The sequence below is a fragment of the Burkholderia sp. Ac-20345 genome (assembly GCF_017104825.1).
In the GTDB taxonomy this organism is placed as follows: domain Bacteria; phylum Pseudomonadota; class Gammaproteobacteria; order Burkholderiales; family Burkholderiaceae; genus Burkholderia; species Burkholderia lata_B.
Genome location: NZ_JAAGPO010000524.1, coordinates 1 through 799, shown reverse-complemented (window position 1 = coordinate 799; position 799 = coordinate 1). Strand labels below are relative to the sequence as shown.

Here is a 799-nt window from a genome sequence, read left to right as displayed (position 1 = left end):
GCCCGACGCCGCCGGCCGCCGCATGCACGAGCACCGCGTCGCCGGCGCCGACCTGCCGGACGCGATGCAGCAGCATATAAACGGTGATCCCTTTCAGCAGCCCGGCCGCCGCCGCGTCGTCGCTCAGGCCGTCGGGGATCGGCAGCACGCGCCCGGCCGGCATCGTGCGCAGGCTCGCATAGCTGCCGGTCGGCATGCCTGCATACGCGACGCGCTGACCGGGGACGAGATCCGTCACGCCTGGCCCGACCGCGTCGATCACGCCGGCCGCCTCGACGCCGAGCGCGTCCGGCAGCACCGGCAACGCGTGCGCGCCCGTCCTGAAATAGATGTCGACGAAATTCACGCCGATCGCGGTCTGGCGAATCCGCACTTCGCCGGCGCCGGGCGGCGCGACGGCTGCATCGACGCGGCGCAGCACGCCCGCGTCGCCGTAATGGTCGATCCCGATCCGGATGGCGGTGGCAGTCTGGGTCATGACGTTCCTCACGATTGAATTGAAGTGACACGATCATCCCATCGTGCATAATCGATCGGAATTCCCGCCAATCGCCCATCTACTGTGCAAAATTCGACCGATCCGGATCCCGTTCCCGCGTCCGCGCTGCCGATGAGCTGGGACGACATTCGCTATTTCCTCGCGGTGATGCGCGGCGGCAGCCTGTCGGCCGCCGCGCGGGCGCTGCAGGTTCAGCATTCGACGGTCGCGCGGCGTATCGACGCGCTGGAGTCCTCGCTCGGCATCCGGCTGTTCGACCGGCTGCCGCGCGGCTGGCCGCCGACCGACGAAGGGCTGCAA

General features: G+C 69.3%; 2 protein-coding genes. One reads left to right on the top strand and one right to left on the bottom strand.

Annotated features, from left to right (window positions below):
- The coding region (locus G3O06_RS48440; RefSeq protein ID WP_205820482.1) for an alcohol dehydrogenase catalytic domain-containing protein at nucleotides 1–478 on the bottom strand (478 nt) is incomplete at its 3' end.
- Nucleotides 479–610: 132 nt separating this feature from the next.
- On the opposite strand from G3O06_RS48440, the gene G3O06_RS48435 reads away from it, so the two are divergent.
- A partial coding sequence (locus G3O06_RS48435) for a LysR family transcriptional regulator (protein WP_205820483.1) occupies nucleotides 611–799 on the top strand: 189 nt, incomplete at its 3' end.